Raw genomic sequence first — 3,266 nt, 5'->3', positions numbered from 1 at the left:
CTGAGACAAGGAGATGGCCATGTATCACCACCACACCCAAGAGGAAAAGCAAGCTGCAATTGACCTCTACGTGACCGGCGGGCATTCCCCGATAACGGTCAAGCGAACGCTCGGATACCCCGATGCGTCAACGCTGTCCCGCTGGTATCGCGACTACCTGCAAAGAGGATATGTGAGAGGGCCTGAGAAGTGGTCGGGCAAGTTCACGGAGGAGCAGGAGAGGATCGCTGTCGAGCACTACCTCTCTACCGGCAAAAACGGATCGAAGGCCGCGCGAGAGCTTGGATACCCCAGCAGAACTCTGCTCAGCCAATGGATAGACGAGCTTGCACCCGGCCAACGCAAGACCGCGAAACCGCATAAGAGGTTCTCGGACGAGGAGCGCATAGAGGTGCTGCTCGACTCCGTCGCTGCTCCCACCGTCAAGCAGGTGATCGAGGGTCACGACATTGACAAGGTCACGTTCTATAATTGAAGGAAGAAGTTCTTGGGGGAGGAGGCGCAGGGCGTGATTGACGACATCGGCCGAGACGAGCTTTTGGGTGAAATCGATTCTCTGAAGGACAAGATAGCAGGGCTGGAGGCCGAAGCAAGATTCCATAAGATGGAGGTCGCCATCTGGAAGGGGGCGGCCGAGCTTGTAAAAAAAGACCCGGGCATCGATCCGGGGAGTCTCTCCAACAGAGAGAAAGCAACCCTAGTCGATGCCCTGAAGACGACGTTTCCGCTGAATGAGCTGCTGAGGTACCTAGGATTAGCTCGGAGCAGCTATTACTACCAGGAGAAAGTCTTATCCGCTCCCGACAAGTACAAGGAACTGCGAAAACTCGTAAAAGAGGAGTTCGAAGCCGAAGGCGGAGCCCGCGGCCACCGAACGATATGGGTGCGCCTGAGAAAGCGCGAAACGCCCGTGATCGTCTCGGAGAAGGTAGTCTTGCGCATAATGAAAGAAGAGGGCCTCGAAGTGCCCTACTCAAACACGAAAAAGCGCCGATACAGCTCCTACGCAGGCGAGATAGACCAAGCTCCTGAGAATCTTGTGGGGCGCGACTTCCATGCTGACGCACCGAACGCGCTATGGCTCACTGACATCACTCGGTTCACGTTGTCGGGCTTTAAGTGCTATCTGTCCCCTGTGATCGACTGCTTCGACGGCAAGGTCGTATCGCAGAGAATATCCTTGCATCCGGATGCAGAGCTCGTGAACACCATGCTCGATGACGCAATAGCGACTCTCTCTGATGGAGAGCATCCCATCTGCCACAACGACCGTGGATGCCATTATCGCTGGCCCGGATGGATCGAGCGGTGCGAAAATGCCGGCATCATGCGCTCTATGTCGAAAAAGGGATGCTCTCCGGATAACTCAGCCTGCGAAGGGTTCTTCGGCCGTCTCAAGAACGAGTTCTTCTATGGCAGGGATTGGAAGGGTGTGTCGTTCGAGGAATTCTCGCGTCTATTAAATGGCTACATAGAGTTCTATAATGGGGGGCGCATCAAAAGATCGCTGGGATGGATGAGTCCCAACGAATACCGTAGGAGCCTAGGCTTAGCGGCTTAGGAATGTCCAAGAAAATGTCCACACCCCCGTGACATCCTAAGCGCAAACTGCACGAGAAATAGCCACATAGATCGCATTTCGCATGACCTATGATCGCGGAATCTGGCGACTTGCGACGATCAAAGCGCCGAAAACCTTCTCTTCGCAGGCTATCGGAGCGCACCTCTCCAAGCCCCTCTTAGCGGCTATGACGGACATATTGCATTTTCGCAGGCGATAAGCCTGTCAGTCTTCGCACCTGATCGTCGCCATGCGTGTATCATTTATCTACGTATCGCGCTCAATCGCGATACAGGATGTTCGGGGCTCCGATGACATCTTGTGGCGGGATCTCTCGGAGCCCTAGGTTGTCGAGCAGCTCTTGCGGGAAAACCATCTTCGCAAGTGCGAATGGCGTGGCGTTTCCGCATCCTTTGCGTATGGTCGAGTTCACGTGGCTGCATATCTCAGCTAGCCCATGTGGGGTCATCCTGTCGAAGGAAGTCCCCTTCGGCAGCAGCTTGCGCAGCTCCACATGGTTCTTCTCGGCCGATCCCTTTTGGTCCGGGCGCGACGGATCGGCGAAGTAGACGGCGCACCTTTTGCGGAACGGGTCTTTGAAGGAGCGCTCCATGCCCTCGATGTCGTCGAACTCGCTGCCGCGGTCGAAGACGATGACGCCGAACAGCTCGGCGAAGGCATCCGGGCCTCCGCAGCACGCTTCTAGCCAGTCCAGCGCGTCTTTGACGGCTTCTTTGGTCTTGCCTCCCAGGAGCATGTAGATCTGGAAGTGCAGGTCTTTTCTGTGCAGGCTCAAGATGCATTTCGATGATCTCTTGGGTCCCAGCACCGTATCTCCCTCGGTGACGATCGCGCGCTCCTCTTCGGGCAGCTCCAGGAAGTCTTCCCATTCGTGGCCTGCGTAGAAACCGCCCTCGTGCACGGCCTTTCTCTTCCTGCGCTTTTTGTAGCGCACTTTCTTGGCGAGCTCGATTGACAAGATCGGGACTTTCTCCTCCTCCACATAGCGGTAGAACGTCCGCTCGCACACGGGAAGATCGTAGGTCTCGAATACGTGGTGGACCGATTGCCCCTTGCGAATGCCCTCGCGCACGGTCTCGACCAGGAGCGACATCTCCTCTTCGGTGAGATCCACCCCTTCTCTCGATTCGCTAGCGCGCCTGCGAGCCATCGCGTCGGCGGATTCCGCCGAGTACTTGTAGCGCGTGACGGTGCAGTGGGCGTATCTGCCGCACGCGTTGCAGACGAAGGGAGCTTTCTCGGTGGTGCGGCACGTCCTCGGGTGGAACTCGGTGCACATCGTCTGGCAGGGATGCTGGCAAGCGCGGCACAGCCTCTTCGTGCAGCCGTTCTCGCAAAGGCCGCGCACCGTGCAGGCCCTGAGGTGGGCGCATTGGTTCTTATCCTTGTTCTTGGAAGACGAAGGGCCGTCATCGCAGCGATTTCGGATGATCTCGCGCCGTATGCTGGACACCTCGAATCCCGTTCGGCGGGCGATCTCTGCGAGCGATAGCCCCTCGTTGAGGCCGTGCTCAATGGTCCGTCTGTCAGACAGGCCGATGTGTCTGTATGTGTCCTTTCCCATGATTGCCTCCTGTCTCGCATGGCGAGAAGGCACATGGGACTATGTTATGACATCGGATGTGCCCGCATTCTGCGACACTGACAGACCTAATGCCTGGTGTTTGGCATTAAAGATGACAAT

The 3,266-nt window shown here is 56.8% G+C and carries 3 protein-coding genes; 2 read left to right on the top strand and 1 reads right to left on the bottom strand.

Annotation, left to right across the window (positions count from 1 at the left end; translation table 11 throughout):
• Positions 1 to 19: 19 nt before the first annotated feature.
• Entirely contained in the window at positions 20 to 475 is a 456-nt protein-coding gene (locus tag G7Y50_RS11755; protein ID WP_165056813.1) for a transposase, read from the top strand.
• Between the two features lie 33 nt (positions 476 to 508).
• Complete coding sequence (locus tag G7Y50_RS11750) at positions 509 to 1,561, top strand: IS3 family transposase (protein WP_165056814.1); 1,053 nt, start codon at positions 509 to 511, stop codon at positions 1,559 to 1,561.
• A gap of 280 nt (positions 1,562 to 1,841) precedes the next feature.
• Here the strand turns inward: G7Y50_RS11750 and G7Y50_RS11745 are convergent, their stop codons facing one another.
• Positions 1,842 to 3,146, bottom strand: coding sequence for an IS30 family transposase (locus G7Y50_RS11745; protein ID WP_165056815.1), 1,305 nt, complete (start codon positions 3,144 to 3,146; stop codon positions 1,842 to 1,844).
• Positions 3,147 to 3,266 lie beyond the last annotated feature (120 nt).

Source organism: Adlercreutzia sp. ZJ176, from assembly GCF_011038975.1.
Lineage (GTDB): Bacteria > Actinomycetota > Coriobacteriia > Coriobacteriales > Eggerthellaceae > CAAEEV01.
The sequence above is the reverse complement of the archived record's forward strand: the minus strand, read 5'-3'. Positions and strand labels throughout refer to the sequence as shown.